This is a genomic window from Plebeiibacterium sediminum (assembly GCF_026013605.1).
In the GTDB taxonomy this organism is placed as follows: Bacteria; Bacteroidota; Bacteroidia; order Bacteroidales; family Marinilabiliaceae; genus Saccharicrinis; species Saccharicrinis sediminus.
Window position 1 is genome coordinate 1 of the sequence record NZ_JAPDPJ010000064.1, and the last position, 22,907, is coordinate 22,907.

The 22,907-nt window shown below is 34.2% G+C and carries 16 protein-coding genes; 9 read left to right on the top strand and 7 right to left on the bottom strand.

The features are described from left to right. Positions 1–125: 125 nt before the first annotated feature. From OM075_RS19920 to gltB, 3 genes are all read right to left on the bottom strand, one after another. Positions 126–1,004: a cyclase family protein gene (locus OM075_RS19920; RefSeq protein ID WP_301192309.1), complete on the bottom strand. Its 879-nt coding sequence runs from the start codon at positions 1,002–1,004 to the stop codon at positions 126–128. 249 nt (positions 1,005–1,253) lie between these two features. After that, a complete protein-coding gene (locus OM075_RS19925; protein WP_301192310.1) occupies positions 1,254–2,678 on the bottom strand; it encodes a glutamate synthase subunit beta in 1,425 nt (474 codons plus the stop codon). A gap of 100 nt (positions 2,679–2,778) precedes the next feature. Next, positions 2,779–7,296: a glutamate synthase large subunit gene (gene gltB / locus OM075_RS19930; RefSeq protein WP_301192311.1), complete on the bottom strand. Its 4,518-nt coding sequence runs from the start codon at positions 7,294–7,296 to the stop codon at positions 2,779–2,781. Positions 7,297–8,183: 887 nt separating this feature from the next. On the opposite strand from gltB, the gene OM075_RS19935 reads away from it, so the two are divergent. From OM075_RS19935 to OM075_RS19955, 5 genes are all read left to right on the top strand, one after another. Beyond that, entirely contained in the window at positions 8,184–8,834 is a 651-nt protein-coding gene (locus tag OM075_RS19935; RefSeq protein ID WP_301192312.1) for a TorF family putative porin, read from the top strand. 244 nt (positions 8,835–9,078) lie between these two features. Beyond that, entirely contained in the window at positions 9,079–9,423 is a 345-nt protein-coding gene (locus tag OM075_RS19940) for a P-II family nitrogen regulator (RefSeq protein ID WP_301192313.1), read from the top strand. Between the two features lie 49 nt (positions 9,424–9,472). Next, the gene (locus OM075_RS19945) at positions 9,473–10,666 is read left to right on the top strand and encodes an ammonium transporter (RefSeq protein ID WP_301192314.1); all 1,194 of its coding nucleotides are present in this window, start codon (positions 9,473–9,475) and stop codon (positions 10,664–10,666) included. A 244-nt stretch (positions 10,667–10,910) separates the two neighbouring features. Beyond that, complete coding sequence (locus OM075_RS19950; protein ID WP_301192315.1) at positions 10,911–11,513, top strand: MarC family protein; 603 nt, start codon at positions 10,911–10,913, stop codon at positions 11,511–11,513. 5 nt (positions 11,514–11,518) lie between these two features. Continuing rightward, entirely contained in the window at positions 11,519–12,151 is a 633-nt protein-coding gene (locus OM075_RS19955) for a ribonuclease H1 domain-containing protein (protein WP_301192316.1), read from the top strand. A gap of 1 nt (position 12,152) precedes the next feature. Here OM075_RS19955 and OM075_RS19960 read toward each other — a convergent pair whose 3' ends face one another. The 4 genes from OM075_RS19960 to ispG all read right to left on the bottom strand — a co-directional run bounded on the left by OM075_RS19960 (position 12,153) and on the right by ispG (position 18,616). Then, positions 12,153–14,060, bottom strand: a complete 1,908-nt coding sequence (locus OM075_RS19960; protein ID WP_301192317.1) for a tetratricopeptide repeat protein — start codon at positions 14,058–14,060, stop codon at positions 12,153–12,155. A 110-nt stretch (positions 14,061–14,170) separates the two neighbouring features. Beyond that, entirely contained in the window at positions 14,171–15,610 is a 1,440-nt protein-coding gene (gene asnS / locus OM075_RS19965; protein WP_301192318.1) for an asparagine--tRNA ligase, read from the bottom strand. A gap of 180 nt (positions 15,611–15,790) precedes the next feature. Continuing rightward, positions 15,791–16,576, bottom strand: coding sequence for a hypothetical protein (locus tag OM075_RS19970; protein WP_301192319.1), 786 nt, complete (start codon positions 16,574–16,576; stop codon positions 15,791–15,793). A 186-nt stretch (positions 16,577–16,762) separates the two neighbouring features. Beyond that, entirely contained in the window at positions 16,763–18,616 is a 1,854-nt protein-coding gene (ispG, locus tag OM075_RS19975) for a (E)-4-hydroxy-3-methylbut-2-enyl-diphosphate synthase (RefSeq protein ID WP_301192320.1), read from the bottom strand. A gap of 99 nt (positions 18,617–18,715) precedes the next feature. Between ispG and gldA the strand changes: the two genes are divergently transcribed. The 4 genes from gldA to OM075_RS19995 all read left to right on the top strand — a co-directional run bounded on the left by gldA (position 18,716) and on the right by OM075_RS19995 (position 22,776). Continuing rightward, positions 18,716–19,621: a gliding motility-associated ABC transporter ATP-binding subunit GldA gene (gene gldA, locus OM075_RS19980; protein ID WP_301192321.1), complete on the top strand. Its 906-nt coding sequence runs from the start codon at positions 18,716–18,718 to the stop codon at positions 19,619–19,621. Positions 19,622–19,804: 183 nt separating this feature from the next. Further along, the gene (locus OM075_RS19985) at positions 19,805–21,343 is read left to right on the top strand and encodes a YifB family Mg chelatase-like AAA ATPase (RefSeq protein ID WP_301192322.1); all 1,539 of its coding nucleotides are present in this window, start codon (positions 19,805–19,807) and stop codon (positions 21,341–21,343) included. 81 nt (positions 21,344–21,424) lie between these two features. Beyond that, positions 21,425–22,111: an inorganic pyrophosphatase gene (locus OM075_RS19990; protein WP_301192323.1), complete on the top strand. Its 687-nt coding sequence runs from the start codon at positions 21,425–21,427 to the stop codon at positions 22,109–22,111. Between the two features lie 191 nt (positions 22,112–22,302). Continuing rightward, complete coding sequence (locus tag OM075_RS19995; protein ID WP_301192324.1) at positions 22,303–22,776, top strand: aminoacyl-tRNA deacylase; 474 nt, start codon at positions 22,303–22,305, stop codon at positions 22,774–22,776. Positions 22,777–22,907 lie beyond the last annotated feature (131 nt).

Genomic DNA, 22,907 nt, shown 5'->3' on the forward strand with positions numbered 1-22,907 from the left:
AATTATTTGTTTGTCAGACTTTTAAATTAGCAAAATCCATTTTTATTTCAAAATATTACATGATTTTATTTTCGATTATTTCATTGATATACTGCAATTTAAGAATCGAACTGAGGTTAATACCACTATTTATTTTTAAATCTTCCTCCTAAAGTAATTTCAACTTCATTACCTTCTTCATCAGAAACTGTTGCTTTATAATCACATTCACCATCACCATAATCTAACCATGTTGTTGCTGTTTCTCCTGCGTAAGTTCTAACAATTTCAATTATTCCGGATAAAGGAAACCTACAAATTCGTTGTACATACAATGGCGATGTAATTTCTCTGGCCACCTCATATCCTTCAGAAGAAGTACCTGAAGATGTTCCTGTAATCAAAAATTCATCATCCCAAATATTCCTGGGAGTATCAGCACCTGCGATCATTGTTCTAATTTTATCTGCTTTACGAGTCCAGGTAATACCTTCTGTTGTTACTACCGTTACATCAATATTGATACTAAATTGCCAATTAAGATCATTATTTTGACCTTCATTTTTGAATTTTCTGGTACCTTCAACCCTATTCTCATTCACATAGAAGTCAACAAATTCAACAGTTCTTTCAGAACCAGCTTCCCAATGGGGCCCTGTTTTGATTACAACAATCTTTCCTCGCTTAAGTCGACCATGACGATCTTCACAATTCTCTGTTCCATAATCAAACGTTACTTGAATTGGATATCTTCCCTCTTCAGGTAATACTATATCTACCGTAGGACATCCGACTTCCTCATAAACTGATTTTAATTCAGTTGTGCCACCTAACTCAACATCCATAGTTAATGACGCATCTAGTTCATCAAACACACTCTCAACGATATCGTCTACTGCAGCAGTCTGTTCTTCCAGGTTTACATCCATATCATTACTTAAACTTTTCGTATCTTCTTTATCACAAGCTGTAAATGACACTCCCAATAACACTAATGTTGATAATAATAAATTTCTTGTTTTCATGATTAAAATTTTAATATTACTAATCTTGTATTTTCTTTTCTACTACATAGTCTTTGATACCGTCATCTAATAAAGGTTTAATCTCCAATTGATTTTTTTCAAAAAAAAGTTAGTAACAAGCACAATTAGATATAATTAATAAATTCATTATCATATATTTAAAACAAAAAAGGGATGTAAACAAAATAGTTTACATCCCTTTATATTTCTATCTAATAATTCTAATCGAAATACGACAGTAAAGTCATATTATTTCTCCATAAGAAACTTATTAACATTATCAGCAGCTTCTCTACCTTTTTGAATAGCTGTAACCACAAGACTTGCACCGTTATGAGCATCACCTGCAGCAAATACCTTATCAATACTTGTTTGATAGTTAGCACCTACTTTAAGGTTTCCTCTTTGATCAAGATCAACGCCTAACTCTTCCACCAATCCTTCATGCATACAGTGAACAAATCCCATTGATAAGAAAACTAAGTCAACATCAATGATTTTCTCAGAACCTGCTTTTTCATTCATTTTCCAGGCACCGTTTTCATCTTTAGTCCACTCTACTTCAACAAGCTCAACTTGCTTTAATTTACCACCTGCACCAATAAAACGTTTTGTAGAAACACTCCACATACGCTCACAACCTTCTTCGTGAGAAGTAGAAGTTTTAAGCACAGTAGGCCAGTAAGGCCATGGGTTACCTGCAGCTCTTTCCTCTGGTGGTTTAGGTAAAATTTCAATTTGAGTTACACTCTTGGCTTTTTGACGATTTGAAGTTCCTACACAGTCAGAACCAGTATCACCACCACCAATAACCAAAACATTTTTACCTTTAGCATCGATACGTTCAATACCATTTAATTTATTACCTCTGTTAACTCTGTTTTGTTGAGTAAGAAACTCCATAGCAAAATGAACACCTTTCAGCTCTCTTCCTTCTACAGGAAGATCACGAGGCTTCATGGCTCCAATTGCAAGTACTACTGCATCAAAATCTTTAAGAATTTGCGCTCCTTTAATATCAAAACCTACATAAGTATTGTATTTAAATTCGATTCCCTCTTGCTCAAAGATTTCAATTCTACGGTCTATAACCTTTTTATTTAATTTAAAATCTGGAATACCAAATCTCAACAATCCACCAACTGCTTCATCTTTTTCAAAAACAGTGACTTTATGTCCCATTTGATTTAAAAGATCTGCAGCAGACAGACCAGCTGGTCCACCACCAATAACAGCTACTTTTTTTCCTGTTCTAACTTGTGGCACTCTTGGCTGAACATAACCTTCAGCAAAGGCTTTTTCCACAACTGAACATTCGTTTTCGCGTATAGTAACAGCTTCTTTATGGATTGCTAAAACACATGATTTCTCACATGGATTTGGACAAATTCTTCCAGTAAACTCAGGAAAACTGTTAGTTGAGTGTAAAATATCACTTGCTAACTTCCACTCTCCTTTATAAACTGCGTCTTGCCACTCAGGAATCTTACTTCCTACAGGACAAGCCCAATGGCAAAAAGGGATACCACAGTCCATACATCTAGATGCCTGCAGGACGCGATCCGCTTCGTTGAGCGTTTGTTCAACTTCACCATAATCATCAATACGCTCGTTAATGGGACGGTTACCGCTTTCTTTCCTCGGTACCTCTATAAAACCTCTTGGATTACCCATAATATTATATTTTTATTGAAAAGATTGTCCAAAAACCGATACTCCGATGAGTATCGATGGTTTTCGGACTTCCTTCTTTATTCAAAGACTTGATAATTAATTACTCATTTACAAAAGGTGTATCTTCAGTTTCTTTAAGCTTTTGCTCAAGCTCTTTAACTTTCTCTTCCTGAAGTACCTTTTTATATTCAAATGGAATTACTTTAATAAACTTCGGTAAATATTTATTCCAGTTTACTAAAATATCCTGAGCCTTCTCACTGTTAGTATGCAATAAATGCTTGTGTAACAAGAATTGTAATTCCTGAACATCAGCTGCATCTTCTACCGGAGATAGTTCAACAAGACCTTTATTGCAGTAGTAATCAAAGTTACCTTCTTCATCAAGAACGTATGCAATACCACCACTCATACCTGCAGCAAAGTTTCTTCCTGTTTTTCCAATAACAACTACTCTACCACCTGTCATGTATTCGCAACAGTGGTCACCAACACCTTCAACAACCGCTGCAGCACCGGAGTTACGTACACAGAAACGCTCTCCTGCAACTCCTCTTACATACACATTACCTGCAGTTGCACCATAAAGAACGGTATTACCAATAATAATATTCTCTTCAGGTTTGAATGTAGATCCAGCTGGCGGAACAACAATAATTTTACCTCCAGATAATCCTTTACCTAAATAATCATTGGCATCACCTTCCAGTTTAAAAGAAACCCCTCTTGAAAGGAATGCTCCAAAACTTTGTCCGGCTGATCCGCTGAATTTACAGTTAATGGTATTTTTAGGTAACCCTAACTCTCCATAACGTTTACTTACTTCTCCAGAAAGCATTGAACCTACAGTACGATCTGTATTTCCAATTTCTTTAGCAATCCAAACTTTTGACTGATTTAATAAAGCTGGTTGAGCTTCATCTATCAACTGCCAGTCCATCACTTCATCAATACCATGCTTTTGTGTAGTAGTATTGTGTAAAGGATATATTTTTGCTTCTTCAGGGAAATGAAGTAATTTACTCATATCAATACCTTTTGTTTTCCAGTTTCCAACGTTAGGATCCTGTTCCATTAAATCGGTACGTCCAATAATCTCTTCAAGAGATCTATATCCCATCTGAGCAAGATATTCACGAACTTCCTGAGCAATAAAGGTCATGAAGTTTACTACATACTTATATTTACCAATAAAACGTTTTCTCAACTCTGGATTTTGAGTTGCAATACCAGCAGGACATGTATTCAAGTGACACTTACGCATCATAATACATCCTAAAGTAATTAACGCTGAAGTTGCAAAACCAAATTCTTCTGCTCCAAGAATAGCCATCTTGATCACATCTAAACCAGTTTTAAGCTGACCATCTGTTTGTAACTTAACCCTACCTCTAAGGTTGTTCATTACTAACGTCTGTTGTGTTTCAGCTAAACCAACCTCAACAGGCATACCTGCATGCTTGATTGATGATGTAGGAGATGCTCCTGTACCACCTTCTGTACCTGAAATTACAATTAAGTCTGCATGTGCCTTTGCAACACCAGCAGCAATTGTTCCAACACCTGTTTCTGATACCAGTTTAACACTAACGTCAGCTTTTGGATTGGTACATTTTAAATCGTAAATCAACTGAGCTAAATCCTCAATAGAATAAATATCGTGATGAGGAGGAGGTGAAATCAAGGTAATTCCAGGAGTTGAGTTTCTCAACTTAGCGATAATCTTATCAACTTTAAACCCTGGTAACTGACCTCCTTCACCCGGCTTAGCACCCTGAGCTACTTTAATTTGAAGCTCATCAGCATTAACAAGGTAATTGTTGGTTACACCAAAACGACCAGAAGCAATCTGTTTGATAGAACTACGTGCATTAGATTTAAATCTTTCTGCATCTTCACCACCTTCACCAGTATTACTTCTACCACCCACTTCGTTCATTGCAATTGCAAGAGCGGTATGAGCTTCTTTAGAGATAGAACCATAACTCATTGCACCTGTAACAAAACGCTTTGTAATTTTTTCTACAGATTCAACCTCATTAATATCAATCGGTTCTCTATCTTTTAATTTAAGGAATCCTCTTAAGAATAATGGATTCTTATTGTCTTCCTCAACTTTTTTAGTGTATTCTTTAAACTTACTATAGTCTCCCTGACTAGTTGACCACTGAAGTAAACCAATTGTCTCAGGATTCCATCCGTGCTTCTCTCCATATTTTCTGTAAGCATAAGCACCTGTACTGTTAAGAATTTCATTTGGCTGAATGGCAGCAAATGCTTTCTCATGGAACATTTCTGCTTCGCGAGCTAACTCTTCAAATCCAACTCCTCCAATTTTAGAGGCAGTTCCTGTAAAACACTTATCAACAATCTTCTGAGAGATACCAACAGCTTCAAAAATTTGAGCTCCGTGGTAACTTCTTAATGTTGAGATACCCATTTTAGAAAGAATCTTCAACAATCCTTTATCGATAGCTTTGATATAGTTTTCGCGAGCTTGCGCATAGTCCATATCAAGGTCACCTTTTTTCACTAGCTCATCAATAGCTCCAAAAGCCAAATATGGGTTAATTACACTGGCACCAAATCCTAATAACAAAGCAAAGTGCATTACTTCACGAGCTTCTCCGGTTTCTACAATGATACCGGTTTGCATACGTTTCTGCTTTTTAATTAGATGATGATGTACAGCAGCAACAGCCAATAAAGATGGCACCGCAGCCATATCTTTATCTATATTTCTATCTGATAGGATGATAAAGTTTTTCTTCTCATCAACTGCTTTTTCAGCAGCTAAACACATTGCATCAACTGCTTTTTCTAATCCTGCGCCACCCTCTTTAACAGGATATAACATAGGAATAGTAGTTTGAGTAAACTCCTCTCTACGATAATCTTTAATTTTTCCAAGATCCGTATTGGTTACAATTGGGCTCTCAAATTTAATTAAACGACAATGTGCTGGACTATACTCTAAAATATTCTTAGAAGCTGAACCAATGTAATTTGTCAGTGCCATTACTAAACCTTCACGAATTGGATCAATAGGTGGGTTAGTTACCTGAGCAAATAACTGTCGGAAATAAGAAAATAATCTTTGTGGCTTATCTGAAAGGGCTGCAATAGGAGTATCGTTACCCATTGAATTAACAGGCTCCATACCAGCCTGTGCCATTGGACCGATAAGCATTTTAATATCTTCTCTTGAATAACCAAACGCCTTTACGAATGTATCATAGTTTTCAACAGAAGATTTTACTCTTTGTTTCACTTCAATATCCTTCAATCTAATACGGTTTTCTTTTAACCAATTTTCATAAGGATATCTTTTTGACAGTTGGGCTTTGATTTCCTGGTCAGGAATAATAATTCCTAATTTAGTATCAACTAATAATAGTTTACCAGGCTTCAAACGACCTTTTTCTTTAATTTCTTCTGGTGCAAATACCTGACAACCTACTTCCGATCCCATTACAATCATATCATCTTTTGTGATAACGTAACGAGAAGGACGTAAACCATTTCTATCAAGGGTTCCACCAATATATCTACCATCGGAGAACACAATAGAAGCAGGACCATCCCATGGCTCCATTATTGTTGAATGGTATTCATAATATGCTTTTAAGCTTTTTGGAATAGGGTTTTTATCATTCCAAGACTCAGGAATTAACATACTCAATGCCTGAGGCAATGTTCTTCCTGTTAAAAATAAAAACTCTAAAACATTATCTAACGAAGCAGAATCACTCTTTCCTGGCTCAATAACCGGGAAGATTTTCTTAAGATCATCACCAAATAAGTCAGATTTTAATAATGATTCACGTGCTTGCATCCACAACCTGTTACCCTTAATAGTATTAATTTCACCATTATGAGCCATAATTCTAAAAGGCTGTGCTAAATCCCATGCAGGGAATGTATTTGTACTAAATCTTGAGTGAACTAATGAAATCGCACTCTTTAATTTAGGATTTTGAAGATCTAAGAAATATGCCCCCACCTGATCAGGGGTTAACATTCCTTTATAAATAAAGATCTTAGTAGAAAGACTAGGAATATAAAAAGCTTCCTTTTCTTTTAAATCTGATTCACGAATAGCTCTTTCAGTTACCTTACGAGCAATAAATAATTTTCTCTCAATTTTATCTTGCTCGAATTTACCTTTTACAAATACCTGACGGATTTTAGGCTCTGTTCTTTTTGCAATTTCTCCAATTACATTGCTATCCACTGGTACATCTCTATACCCAATTAATTCAAGACCTTCTTCCTGAAGATTTTTATTTAATTCATCCTGACAAAGCAATGCTTCTCTATCTTCTTCAGGTAAGAATAATAAACCAGTCCCATACTTTCCTGCTTCTGGCAAATCAAATTCTAATGAATTACAAAATTCGTGTGGTACTTGAATTAATATTCCGGCTCCATCTCCAGATTTATTATCTGAACTTTCGGCACCCCTATGAGTCATATTAACTAAAACCTCAAGACCTCTGTTAACAATATCATGAGACTGTTGCCCATTGATATTTGCTACAAACCCAATCCCACAGTTATCATGCTCATTGGCAGGATCATACAATCCAATTGCCTTTGGAAATCTCTTTTGCATCATATCTATATATTAATAAAGAAGGAATAATTCTGAACAAGAGTTGATAACTTAATCAACTGATCATTTCTTTACCACTTACACACCTTTTAATTCTTAAAAAAAGGATAATAATAAATGGCAATTATAATTTATTCAACACTTTTACTTCGAAAACGGAAGCAAAAATAGCTTATTTAATTATATTTTCCAAGGTGTGGTATTTTAATAACTGTTAAAAGATGACTTTTACAATGTTTTTTTTATGATTTTTATCATACTCGATTCAGAGGTTAAAATCGAACGATTGCTATATAACAGTTGAATAGATACTTCTTTTTGGCTTCAGAAAAACACAAACACCACCACACTACTAGCCTCGCAAGCATAAAGAAGCTTAATATATGTTTATTATAATTTAATATCACTAAATCATGATCTACTTCAGAAAACCTAATTAGTATAAAGTATCGTCATTACTTCTTCAGCAAATTCAAAAGTACAATATAATACTATATATTATACTACTTTATCAACAGATAACAATTAATGTTATAAAAGCTGATTCTTTTACTCATTAAATCCATACAAAAAAGAGCACTACAACTCTCTATTTTTACTATTTATAACTTCAACCCCTATTTTTAACCCCCTCAACTTACAATTTATATATTAAACAACCTTTTTACTATCGATTTATAGGGGTTAATTCATAATTAATGTGAATTTTTAAAAAATAACCTATGAAAAATTTGGGCAGAAATAAAAAAAACTACATTTTTGCAATGTGATTATTGATAAACGACACCCCAAAAGAGGAAAAAGTTCCTTTTTTAATTTCATCACCCCAACAAAAACACCCCGTTTATCAATTTTTTATAAAATGTGTAACCTATTTAAAACCTGTTAAAATGAAAAAGGTATTTTTATTTTTAGCTATTATTTTTGCTGCAACTGCAGCTAAAGCTCAATTTTCTGTTGGAGCTGACTTTGTTTCAAATTACATTTTCCGCGGAGCGGTTCAAGACAGTGAACCTGCAATTCAACCAGGAATTGAATACTCAACTGGAGTATTTTCTATTGGAGCATGGGGATCTTATTCAACAAACTTTGCTTCTCTTCAGGAGGCTGATCTTTATTTATCATTTGGATTTGACAACGGATTAAGCTTCGGATTAACTGATTATTATTATCCAACAATGTCATTTTTCGAAACTGACAAAGCTGTATCAACTCATTCATTTGAATTAAATGCAGGTTATGAAACTGGTTCGCTAAGTTTTGCTGCAAACTACATTTTCAACAACTCAACAAACACTCAAGATGGTACATATTATCTTGAAGCTGGATATGCATTCACTGACAATGTATCTTTAGCTGTTGGAGGTGGAAATGGTTGGGTTACTGCTACTGGTGGTGACGATTTCCAAATCTCAAATATTGCACTTACAGTTTCTAAAGAAGTTGAATTAACTGAGAAGTTTTCATTACCAGTTTTTGGCCAAGTAATTCTTAATCCAAACACTGAAATGTATCACTTAGTAGTTGGTTTCTCTCTATAAAAAATAAAAAAGAAGGTGAGACTGTTGGCCTGTAATCATTTCTCAACACTGAAAACCAAGCAATTGTTCTCTCCAATATGCGTTAATTAACTGGAAAAGGGTATAATTTTCCACCTTATTACCATACAGACAATTTTTTCACCTTCTTTTAAAAATACAACCAATAAGTTATTAATCACGAGAATCTAAATAAGTTGATTCAACTTATAATAGGAATGCTATACTCGAATTAATTGTAAAAGACATGAAAAAAATTGAAGCAATCATCAGATTAACACAGTACGAAAGTGTTAAAAAAGCGCTTGAAGAGCAAGACATTACTTTCTTTTCATACTGGGATGTTCGTGGAGTAGGAACAGCTAGAGAGGGTCATTTATACAGAGGAACTGTATATGACACAAGTATCATCGAACGTCGTTTACTTTCAATCATCGTTCGTGATGAAAATTTAGAAAAAACAGTGCAAGCATTAATGTCAGCTGCAAGAACTGGAGAAATAGGAGACGGAAGAATTTTCGTTACTGACATTGCTGAAACATATAGAATTAGAACTGGCGAGTCAGGTCCTGAAACATTATATGTAAAGTAACCAACCCACAAAACTAATCTGATTTAAAAACATTAAAAAAGACAATATTATGGACGCAAACAGTGCTTTAGACATATTATGGATTCTGGTAGCCGGCATATTAGTATTTTGGATGCAGGCAGGATTCGCCTTAGTAGAGGCAGGTTTTACAAGAGCTAAAAACGTTGGTAACATTATCATGAAGAACTTCATGGACTTCGCTTTTGGTTCATTACTATTCTGGATTATCGGATATAGTATCATGTATGGTGGCGAAGGATCATTTTATGGTGCATTCGATTTCTTTTATAGCGTAGAGGGAGATTATCATAACTTATTTTTCCAAACCGTATTTGCTGCAACTGCTGCAACAATTGTATCAGGAGCAATGGCTGAACGTACTAAATTTAGTACTTACTTAATCTTTTCAGTAGTAATTACCGCTGTTATTTACCCAATATCAGGTCACTGGGTATGGGGAGGTGGTTGGTTATCAACTATGGAAACTCCATTCCATGACTTTGCTGGTTCTACTGTAGTACACTCTGTTGGAGGATGGGCAGCCCTAGCAGGAGCCTGGACTATCGGACCTCGTTTAGGAAAATACAATGGTAGTGCTAACGCAATCCCTGGTCACAACATGGTATTAGGTGCACTAGGTGTATTCATCCTTTGGATGGGATGGTTTGGATTTAACCCAGGATCTCAATTAGCAATCAGTGGAGACAACGCAAATGCTGTTGCAAAAATCTTTATTACAACTAACTTAGCTGCTGCTGCAGGTGCTGTTGTTACAATGTTTGTTACTTGGTTCCGTTACGGAAAACCGGATCTTTCAATGACATTAAACGGTGCTTTAGCCGGACTTGTTGCAATTACAGCAGGTTGTGATGTAGTAAGCCCAACAGGAGCTGTTCTTATTGGTATCATTGCAGGTTTTGTAATTGTATTCTCAATTGAATTATTTGATAAAGTTCTTAAAGTTGATGATCCTGTAGGTGCAATTTCTGTACACGGAGTATGTGGTGCTTTAGGTACATTATTAGTAGGATTATTTGCTACTGACGGTGGTTTATTTTACGGCGGTGGTGCTTCACTACTTTTAAGCCAGGCAATTGGTGTTGTAACAATTGGTGCATGGGCTTTCGGTTTAGGATTAATCTTATTCCAAGTTCTTAAAGCAACTGTTGGACTTAGAGTTACAGAACAAGAAGAAAGAGAAGGTCTTGACATTCACGAGCACGGCCAAAGCTCTTACAACTAATAAGCTCATAACCATAGCTTTTAAATATTTGATGAAAGCAGTCGGGAATATCCCGGCTGCTTTTTTTATTATATACAACTACCAACGTATCGGTATATCATTAACCCGATAAACATCCTAATTCACATAAATCCTCAATTATACAATATCAAAAACAATCACAAACCAAAAATCTAAATTTTATCATAAGATTTGTATATTATTTTAATATACATTTGCACAACTAAACATTAAAATCAAGAAGATGAATTTAAATGCACTACAAATATTATCAGCTTTTATTGTTCTTTTTGCCGTAATAGATATTCTCGGATCAATTCCTGTTATTATTAACTTAAAAAAGCAAGGCAACAAAATCAATGCATTACAAGCTTCATTAGTATCCTTAAGTATATTACTATTATTTTTCTTTTTAGGAGAACCTTTACTTAGTTTATTTGGAGTTGACATTTCATCATTTGCCATTGCTGGTGCATTTGTATTATTAGTTATGGCATTTGAGATGATCTTCGGCATCAATATTTTTAAACACGATAATTCCCCGGCAGGAGCCAGTATTGTACCTATTGCATTTCCATTAATTGCAGGTGCAGGTTCATTTACAACGCTGCTTTCTCTACGTGCAGAATTTGACTCTATTAATATTATTATTGCACTAATATTAAATATTGTAATTGTATTTCTGGTATTAAAAACAACCGATAGAGTTGAAAAAATCATTGGAGAGGGAGGAATCTATCTCTTACAGAAATTCTTTGGCATCATTCTTTTGGCCATGTCAATAAGATTATTCCTTTCAAACTTAGCTAATCTGATTTCACAATTCTTACCTGCTTTAAAAGGCTAATTCCTATGGCTAAAAAAAATAGATTTTATGTTGTTTGGAATGGACATGCTCCCGGAATATATACGAGCTGGGAAGAATGCCAAAAAAACATTAAAGGAGTAAGCAATGTAAAATACAAAGGATTCCCTACCCAGGAAGAAGCTGAAATTGCCTTTGAAGAAGATCCGGATCTTTACTGGGGCAAAAAAGATTCTAATGACAAGAAACTTCAACACACATTAAAAAGCAACAGCAACATTATCCAAAACAGCCTAAGCGTAGATGCTGCCTGTAGTGGTAATCCCGGAGTAATGGAGTATCAAGGCGTATATACAGCAACAGGAACGCAAGCTTTTGTTCAAAAATTTGAATTAGGTACAAATAACATTGGTGAATTTTTAGCTATTGTTCATGGACTAGCATACCAAAAACAACACAAATTAAACATACCAATATATTCAGATTCTAAGATTGCTATGACTTGGATAAAAGCTAAAAAATGCAGATCAAAACTTGATCGGACCCAACAAACAGAACAACTATTTCAAGTTATAAAAAGAGCTGAAGATTGGCTAAAAAACAATAGCTACACACAACCTATTTTAAAATGGGAAACTAAATTATGGGGCGAAATCCCCGCCGATTTTGGAAGAAAATAAACTAATTGGATTCCATCAAAGGAATAGTAAATACAACACGAGTTCCTTCTGCTCCATAATTTCGACGATCTTCCACCGTCAATCCAACTTTATTACTCCTATCCTTATTGTTAATCAAATTCAGTCGTTCACGAGTAATTTTTAAAGCCAAGGATTTATGCTTTTTAGAGTTCTTTTCTTTTTTCACAGTTGATTCATCAACACCAACACCATTATCTTCTACACAATAAGAAATCACTTTACCTTGCTTTGTAAAACTTACAGTGATATTACCATCTTTTCTTTTAAATAACTCACCGTGTTCAAATGAATTTTCAATAAAAGGTTGAGCCAACATAGGAGGAATCATAGTCTTTGTATTATCCAGCTTTTCATCTACTATAATATTATAACTTATTTTATCTCCAAACCGCCTATTTTGAAGATTTATATAATAATCAAGTATTTCTCTTTCCTGTGCCAAAGTAATATATTCTTCTTGCGAATACTGCAAAACCATACGCATCAACCCGGCAAAATCAGCCAAAAAATCAACGGCATCTGCCACTTTATTATCCAAAACATAACATTGAATAGCAGATAAGGAATTAAATATAAAATGGGGGTTCATCTGCGTTCTCAGAACTTTTTGCTCTAACCTCAACAAACGCTGCTTTTCCTCTAATCGTTTTGTTCTTAGATAAAATATCCAATAAGCAACTCCCGACAAAATAACAAACACAATTATTGTAATAACAAAAAGGTACAATCTGTTTTTGGCTGTCAATTCTGAAACCTGGTTTTGAGTTTTCTGATAAATATATTTACTCTCCAACTCGAGCATTTTATTATTCTGATCATCATTAAAAAGACTATCCTTAATACTATGATACTCCTCTATTACACGAATCGCATCTTCAAAATGCTTGATATCTTTATATGTTTCATACAAACTATACAAATTATCCATTCGCGATTCCAACAAACCAACCTCCTTATTTAATTCTTCACATCTTTTATATAACTCAATAGCCTTAGACTTAAATCCCTGAACAGCATACACATCCCCCAATCCACTTAGAGCATGAATCATTCCGGATTTATTGTTCAGAATTTCAAATAGATCAACAGATTTTGTAAAATAAGATCTGGCCAGATCATACTTTTCCATTTTTAGATAGTTACACCCTAAGTTGTTCATAACTGAAGCAACCCTGCTACTGTCTTCTAATTCATTGTAAACCTTTAAAGCATGTTCGTAATATCTATTTGCCGACTTAAAATTATCATCTCTGGATTCCGTAACTCCAAGATTCAAATTTATATCAGCAACAGACATTTTATCCCCCAATTTCTTATAAATCTCTAAAGCCTTTTTAAAATATGTAGTTCGCAAATCGGAATTGCCCCATTCTCCAAATACCAATCCCATATTCTGATATGTTTTTGCTATTCCCAAACTATCATTTAAACTCTTATCAATAGCCAAACATCCTTCATAATTTTCAATAGCCTCGCCGTAATTAGCCTTATAATAGTTAACCAGTCCTATATTACTATAGTTAGCAGAGAGCATAGAGCTATCTTTACACAACAACAAATAAGGCAATGCTTTTTTATAGTATAAAAGCGCATCATCAAACTGTTCCTGATAAAAATAAACCTCTCCATAATTATAATATGCCAAGGCTTTATATCTATATTGGGTTTTATCAGATAATTTTAGAAGTTCAGAAGACAACTCTTTAGAAAAATCAGGATCACTAGTTGACAATTCAAAGGAGTATCTATATAAGGCCTCCAGTTTATCATCACCACTCAATCGATCAATTTCCGATTTGATACTATCAATACTTTCTATATTTAGGGCAACACATACATTACATAATGTAAAGGTTGAAACAAATAAGGCAATTATAATTCTATACATCAGCTAATTATTTGGGTCAGCCAAATTTACATCAAAAAAACAACAAAATAAAAGCCATCCCAAATTGATTGAGATGGCTTACAATTATTGAAAATCTTATTTTCTTTTTTTTAAAACTCAGCATTCTTAGGTGTTCGAGGGAAAGGAATCACATCACGAATATTTCCCATACCAGTAACAAATAACATTAAGCGTTCAAAACCTAATCCGAAACCACTATGAGGCACAGAACCAAAACGTCTGGTATCCAAATACCAATACATTTCTTCCTCTGGCAAATCAAGAGCACGCATTCTTTCTAACAGTTTATTATAATCCTCTTCTCTTTGAGATCCACCGATAATTTCACCAATTTGAGGGAACAATACATCCATAGCTCTCACTGTTTTTCCATCTTCACTTTGCTTCATATAGAAAGCTTTAATTGACATTGGATAATCAGTAAGAATAACTGGTTTTTTAAAGTGTTTTTCTACTAAATAACGCTCATGCTCAGCCTGCAAATCGCTTCCAAATCCAGTAATTGGATATTGGAACTTACCTTTTTTATGCGGCTTTGAATTCATTAAAATATCAATCGCCTCTGAATAAGTTAAGCGCACATAATCATTATCAACAACAAACTTTAATTTCTCAATAAGTTCCATTGAACGATCTTCGTCCTTCTTATTCTTTTCTTCTTCTTTCTGACGATTACTTAAAAACTCAAGATCTTCACTACAATTCTCTAAAGCATAGTTTAGCAAATATTTAGTGAACTCTTCAGCTAAATCCATATTATCATTAAGATCATAAAATGCCATTTCAGGCTCAATCATCCAAAACTCAGCCAAGTGACGTGCCGTATTTGAATTCTCAGCTCTAAATGTCGGTCCGAATGTATAAATCTCTGACATTGCCAATGCTGCCAACTCACCTTCTAACTGTCCTGAAACCGTTAAATTTGTAGACTTCCCAAAGAAATCCTGGCTATAATCAACTTTACCTTCTTCTGTTTTAGGTATATTGTTTACGTCCATTGTAGTTACCCTAAACATCTCACCAGCACCCTCAGCATCTGAAGCTGTAATAATAGGTGTATGAATATTATAGAATCCTTTTTCTGAAAAGAATTTATGCACTGCAAAAATCATTGCATGACGCACACGAGTAATAGCACCAAAGGTATTGGTTCTAAAACGTAAGTGAGCTATTTCTCTTAAAAACTCCAGCGAGTGTTTCTTGGGCTGTAATGGATATTCATCCGCATTACAATCTCCTAAAATCTCAATAGTATTAGCCTGAACTTCTACTTTTTGACCTCCCCCAGCAGATTCACTCAATGTTCCAACAACAGAAATTGCAGATCCTGTTGTAATTCTTTTAATTAGACTCTCATCAAATTTCGAAACATCTGCAACAATCTGTAAATTATGAATAGATGAACCATCATTAAGTGCGATAAAATTCACAAACTTATTACCTCTTCGAGTTCTTACCCATCCTTTTATATTTACTTCCTTGCCGTATTCTGTATCTTTAAGAATAGCAGCCACTTTAGTTCTGCGCATTTGTTCCATATTTAATTTCAATTTTTAAGGCCGTAAAATTAATCAATTGTTTAATAAGGTGAACATCTAAATTGTATAAATTTTATTAAACACCTCCAATTGACATCCAATAAATCACATTATTACAATAAAAAAGCCGAATGAAATTCATTCGGCCCCTATATTTTATTCAACACTTGATTATTTTTTGACAAATGTTCCTAATTGATTATCATAATTTAAATAATACTTACCTTTTTGTAATCCTCCTACTTTAACACTATCACCAAAACCTTTGAAAACAATTCCTCCAAACTCATCATATATTTCATACATAGTAGGAGCAGAAAATGTTAATAAATCATCAACTCTTGAAGGACTATAGGATACCACAGTTTTTGTAGAACTATAAGTAATTTCATCAGAATATCTTGGTTTTCCACGATAGTCTGTTTGTTTTACTCTAAATCTATTTTCACCAGAATGCATTCTTACTGGTGACTCATAATTAGATTCTGAAATAATGCCTTTTCCATTTACACGACCAACTTCTATCCACTTATTCCATCTGTATTGCTCAACAACAAAAGGTAACCTGCCTGCTTCATTCATTGTTGACCATTTAATTTTATCATCAACAATATTTATTAACTTTACATCAAAAGTTGACCGAGCATTTAATACTTCAGGATTTAATACAATAGGAAGACAATTCTCTTTATACTTAATAGCAACAGTAACTTCCTGCCCTACTTTAAAACCATATACACTCAAATCGATTTCAAAAGCACTTGAGTTAATTTCATCTGTTGAAGTTAATCCATTTACATTAACTTCATAAACACAGAAACCGACCCCACTTGGAGAGAAAGGATTTTTTACAAATAAATTATCTCCTTGAAATGTTCCGTTCAGGACAATTTCTTGTGAATTAGCATTTAGAGTAAAAAATGCTACAAAAAGGAATAAGTACAAAAGTCGTTTCATTGATTAATATAAGGGATTATTAGGCTATGCAATATAAAAAAACATAATGTTGATTGCAATAAAATATCATCGCATCAAGGCTTTAAAAATACATTAATTCTTTTAATACATTAAAAAAAGATACAATTTTTATATAAATTGATAGGTAATCTTGATAGTACTATGATTTTTATTGATGAACGACCATTAATTTTTTTCTGGTTCAATCCAATCACCCTTTTCTTTAATTAACTTAATTAATTCATCAACGGCCTCTTTCTCTCCTATATTTTTACGAATTACTTGTCTCTGGTGATATAAAGTTATTTTCCCTGGTCCTGAACCAACATAACCATAATCTGCATCGGCCATTTCTCCGGGACCATTCACAATACAACCCATGACAGCAATTTTTAATCCTTTTAAATGAGCTGTTCTTTCTTTAACCATAGCCGTAGTTTTCTGAAGACCAAACAATGTTCTACCACATCCCGGACAACTAATATAATCTGGTTTTGAAAAACGTACACGTGCCGCTTGTAAAATTGAATAAGCTGTAGAATTAACAATCGAAGAAGTTTTATCATCTGAATCAATCCACAAGCCATCACCAAAACCATCTAAAAAAAGTGGCCCTGCATCACACGATGCTGCAATTTGTTGATCCCCTAAAAATACGCCTTTATAATTCAGATAAATTACTACAGGAGTTTCTATACCCGAATTTTGTAATAAAAGAAATGCGGCTCTTTGCTCTGCTACAGAATTTGCACTTTCTACATCCTGAACAATCACCAAATTATGTGCTTCTTGAATTTTCTGTATTACTTCATCGCTCATTTGCGAATAACTCAGACGTAAGAAGATCAAGTCTGACTGAATATCAGAAGTACACAAATATTTATTAACATCAATACATGGAAATACATTTACTCTATTCTCACACTGTTTCCACAAATCATAATCAACAATATGCGATTTACCCTCCTGCAATTCCGAAGTAGAATTTACAAAAACATAATCCGGTGCATCGTCATTATCCGAACTCCTTCCAATAACCACTGGAAAACAACTTCCTCCAATATTATTTACAACTTTTGAACTTCTTTTTTTATACTCAAATGGAGAATATAGCACATTTTCAATTCGTTTAATTGGCGAATGAGTCTCCTTTTGAGCGATATGATTTATTATAGAATTAGCAACAGGGATTTCATTTTCCGGATCTTCGGTTAACGAAACTCGAATTGTATCTCCAATACCATCAGACAATAAGGTACCAATTCCTACGGCAGAACGTATTCTTCCATCTTCTCCTTCTCCCGCTTCGGTAACGCCTAAATGTAAGGGAAAATTCATTCCTTCATCATGCATTTTTTGCACAAGCAAACGTACTGTATGAACCATGATTCTTGCATTACTGGCTTTAATACTTAAAACCACGGTAAAAAATTCTTCCTCAACACAAATACGAAGAAACTCCATGCAACTCTCCACCATACCCATGGGAGTATCGCCATATTTGCTCATAATTCTATCGGACAACGAACCATGATTAGTCCCAATTCTTAAAGCTGTTCCTTTTTTCTTACATATATCAAGCAATGGAACCAACTTTTCTCTTATTTGAACCAACTCACCTACATATTCCTCATCTGTATAATCAATCTGAGCAAATCGTTTTGCACCATCCACAAAGTTTCCTGGATTTATTCTTACTTTTTCAACAAACTCTGCTGCTATATATGCGGCATTTGTGTTGAAATGAACATCTGCTACAAGTGGAACATCATAACCATCCTCGGTTAATCCTTTTCTGATGTGTTCCAGGTTATTGGCTTCACGTCTTCCTTGAGTAGTCATTCTAACAATTTGCCCACCTGCATCACAAATCCTTTTTATTTGCTCAATTGTTTCACTAGTATCATTTGTATTAGTGGTAGTCATTGATTGAACAACTATAGGGTTAACTCCACCAATTTTTACACCTCCAACATTTACTTCAGAAGTTTTATATCTTTTATAATTGAATATATCTATACAATAATTATCTGTGCTCATCACATTGTTTATTTTTCACTACAAAAGTAAGAATTTTTGCTTGGCTGGAACTTTTTAATTCGAACAGGCTTATTACCTTTACAACTAAAATAATTTAACATGTCCATATCTGTAAACAAAATTACAAGAACATTTGGAGCTCAAAAAGCATTAAACAATATATCATTTGAAATAGAAGCTGGAGAAGTTGTAGGTTTCCTTGGACCTAATGGTGCAGGTAAATCTACCATGATGAAAATTATTACCGGTTATCTTCCTCAATCATCAGGTATTGTAAAAGTATGCGGAATGGATGTGGCTAGTAATAGCCTTGAGTATCGAAAGAAGATTGGCTACTTACCCGAACATAATCCATTATATCTGGACATGTATGTAAAAGAGTATCTAAAACATATAGCCGGAATTTACAAACTGGGTAAACAGTCCAAGTCAAAAATTGAGGAAGTTATCAGTATAACCGGACTAACGCCGGAAAGCACGAAAAAAATAAAATCACTTTCAAAAGGTTACAGACAAAGAGTTGGTTTAGCTCAAGCTCTTTTACCAGATCCTGAAGTACTCATATTAGACGAACCAACTACAGGACTTGATCCAAACCAGATTGTCGAAGTCAGAGACCTTATAAAGAGAGTTGGCGAACAAAAAACCATTATGCTCTCAACACATATTATGCAAGAGGTTCAAGCCATTTGTGAGCGAGTTATCATTATAAAAAAAGGTGAAATTGTAGCCAACGAAAAAACCTCAAACTTATCCAAGGTTTCATCACATAATAAGCATGTTATAAATTGTGAGTTTATTTCAAAAATTGATCAGGAAGCTATTAAATCAATTCAGGAAATTAGCCACGTTGATTTTATTTCTGATAATCATCTAAAGATTATTGCAGATTCTGACATTCGAGAAAAAATTTACGATTGGAGTGTTATAAACAATAAAAAGATTATTACACTAAACATTGAACAACAGAATATGGAAGATATATTCAGAGAACTTACCTCTTAATCTGATTATAAATCGAATAATTGCAAATCTCATTTTTGAACAAAATATATTTTTCCATAACTTAGTCAGATAAATCATTTATAATAACAACTATATTTCAAACACTTAACGATCTTTAATAAATCATTTTTTAAAATTAATTAGAGCATAAATCTAATTATTAACATTACAAAACCTAAAACTATGTTAGTAAAAACATATGGCGCTGCTGTAACGGGCATCGACGCAGATACTATCACCATAGAAGTAAACCTTTCTCAAGGTATTAAATTCTTTCTTGTAGGTCTACCTGATAATGCCGTAAAAGAAAGTCAACAACGTATACAATCTGCACTAAAAGAGAGCAAGTTCAGATGGCCAGGAAAACAAGTTGTTATCAACATGGCTCCAGCCGACATAAGAAAAGAAGGTTCTTCATACGATCTTCCTCTTGCCATCGGAATTTTAGCCGCTTCTAATCAAATATCCAATGAAAAACTAAACAAATACATTATGATGGGTGAGTTATCATTAGATGGTAGCTTACAATCTGTAAAGGGTGTACTACCTATTGCTGTAAAAGCCAAAGAAGAAGGTTTTGAAGGAGTTATAATGCCCATACAAAATGCTAAAGAAGCAGCTGTAGTTGAAGGTTTAAATGTTTATGGTGTGGAGAATATTTCAGAAGTTGCAGCATTTTTAAATGATGAAGTTGAACTTAAACCTATTCACATTGACACACAAAAGGAATTTTTTCAGCAGCAACGTTATAACGATCTGGATTTTGTTGATGTAAAAGGTCAAGAAAGTGTAAAACGTGCCTTGGAAATTGCAGCTGCAGGAGGCCACAATTTAATAATGATTGGCCCTCCTGGAGCCGGTAAATCAATGATTGCAAAACGACTTCCATCCATATTACCGCCTCTTACACTTGACGAGGCTCTTGAAACAACAAAAATACATTCGGTAGCAGGTAAGATACAGAATAATACCTCATTAATTACACACCGCCCTTTCCGATCTCCACATCATACAATCAGCGATGTAGCTTTAGTAGGCGGAGGAAGCTTTCCTCAACCTGGAGAGATATCTTTAGCACACCATGGCGTTTTATTTTTAGATGAACTTCCAGAATTTAAAAGAACCGTTCTGGAGGTGATGCGACAACCCTTGGAAGATCGGGTAATTAGTATTTCAAGAGCACGCTTTAGTATCGACTATCCTGCTAGTTTCATGCTTGTTTCCAGTATGAATCCTTGTCCTTGTGGATACTTTAATCATCCGGATAAAAAATGTGTTTGTAGTCCTGGAATTGTACAGAGATATTTAAGCAAAATATCCGGACCCTTATTAGATCGAATTGACCTTCAAATTGAAGTTGTTCCTGTTCCATTTAAAGAACTTAGCAACGCAAAATCATCAGAAAAAAGTAGCGAAATAAGAGAACGAGTTATAAAAGCCAGAAAGATTCAGGAAATCAGATACAAAAATGAAGAACATATTCATTGTAATGCACAAATGACATCAAAACTTCAACACAAATATGCCAAACCTGATGAGAATGCTATGACAATCTTAAAAAATGCCATGGAAAAACTTGATCTATCAGCTCGTGCATACGATAGAATTCTTAAAGTAGCCAGAACTATTGCTGACCTTGACGAACAAGAGCAAATACAAACACACCATATGGCTGAAGCAGTAAACTACAGAAACCTGGATAAGGCTGGATGGCTAGGATAAATACATCAGAATTAGTTTATCTGATGTGATTTTTACTTTTAAGTAATTACATTTGCATGATCAAAAACTAAAAATACTTATATGGCAGACGAGTTTACGACAAACAGTCTAATGGATCCTATTGGAAGGTTAATGGGATTACGTTATAAATCGCACCCTTGGCATGGAATTAATATAGGTCCTGAAGCTCCCAATACTGTAACTTGTTTTATTGAAGTTGTACCTACTGATACCATTAAATACGAAATTGACAAAGAAACTGGATATTTAAAGATTGACAGACCCCAGAAATATTCAAACGTTGTTCCTGCATTATATGGATTTATTCCGCAAACATATTGTGGACCAAGAATTGGCGAGTTTTGCTCAGAAAAATCAGGAAGACAAGATATTCAAGGAGATGGTGATCCGTTGGATATTTGCGTATTAACAGAAAAAGAAGTTCCTCACGGAGATATTTTAGCTGTAGCAACACCAATTGGTGGTTTCAGAATGCTAGATGGAAATCAGGCTGACGACAAAATCATTGCAGTACTTAAAGGTGACATTGTATATGGTGACATGAAAGATATCAGCGAATTACCTGAATTAGTAATTAACAGACTAAAGCACTATTTCTTAACTTACAAAGATATGCCAGGTTTAAATGCAGATTGTGAAATCACACATATCTATAATGCAGAAGAAGCCAAACACATTATTAAATTATCTGCTCAGGATTACGATTCAAGATTTGATTCTTTAAGAAATGCATTATCTAATTACTAATAGGATAATAAACTTTCAAACAGATAAAAATATTTTTGGAGCCTCTCAAATTATGGGAGGCTTTATTTTTTATCATAGCTACCATGTTTCCATACAATAATTACATGGTTTAATTTACATTTCCTCTTTACTTTAGCTATCAAATTTATTAACTTATTAGTTCTTAATAATTAATAATTGGAGGAGTTATTATGCCACTATCTAAACTGGAAACTTATCTTAGAAGTCAAGATGTTTCTTTCAACAAAATCGTGCATCATAAAACTTACACCGCGCAAAGAACAGCTGCTGATGCACATATTTCAGGAAAAGAAATAGCTAAAACGGTCATCATGAAAATTGATAACCAAATGAGTATGGTAGTACTGCCTGGAGATATGCAAATAGATATAGGATTGCTAAAAATGGCAACAGGTGCTAAAAACATACGATTAGCCACAGAAATGGAGTTTAAAGATCTATTTGAAAACTGTGAAGTTGGAGCTATGCCTCCTTTCGGCAACCTTTACGACATGCCTGTTTATGTAGCTGAAGCATTAAGAGAGGATGTGTTTATTGCATTTAATGCAGGAACACACAGCATGCTCATTCAAATGAAATACGCCGATTTTGAAAGGTTAGTAAAACCACATGTTATGAAATTAGCATACCATGCTCATTATTAACCTGAATTAAATTAAAATTATTAAGTTCCTTAGGAAGTTTTGTGTTCGAGAGCTAAAATTCGCATGATAATTGATATTAATATTTGTTGAACCATACGCAAAACTTCCTTCTAACATCACCTCTTAAAAAT